Below are 341 nucleotides of genomic sequence, written 5' to 3'. Positions count from 1 at the left end.
CTGAACGGGCAGAGCGTGATGCAACTGCGCTGCGCGGCAGTGGCGGGGGCGGCGAACAACCAGCTGACCACCTTGCAGGTGGCTGACCAGCTGGAGACCCGCGGGATACTGTATGCGCCCGATTATGTGATCAATGCCGGTGGCTTGATTTACGTGGCGCTCACCCACCGTGGCGAAGACCTGGGCACCATCACCTCGCACCTGGCACGCATACCATCGCGGCTGACCGAAGTGTTCGGCCATGCCCAAGCAGAGAAACGCTCGCCGGCGCGGGTGGCGCAGATGTTGGCGGAGCGGTTGTTGTATGGCTGACGGGGTTTGTGTTGCATGCACCGGCCTCA

Annotated in this window: 1 protein-coding gene; it reads left to right on the top strand. The window is 63.6% G+C overall.

Features of this window, described 5'->3' with window-relative positions; translation table 11 throughout:
- Positions 1–312: Rossmann-fold NAD(P)-binding domain-containing protein (locus tag QWI17_RS03300; protein WP_502553137.1), on the top strand; the 312-nt coding region annotated here is incomplete at its 5' end.
- Positions 313–341 lie beyond the last annotated feature (29 nt).

Source organism: Gilvimarinus gilvus (genome assembly GCF_030518155.1).
Classification (GTDB): domain Bacteria; phylum Pseudomonadota; class Gammaproteobacteria; order Pseudomonadales; family Cellvibrionaceae; genus Gilvimarinus; species Gilvimarinus gilvus.
Note: the sequence above shows the minus strand (reverse complement) of the source record. Positions and strands in the feature narration are given on the sequence as shown.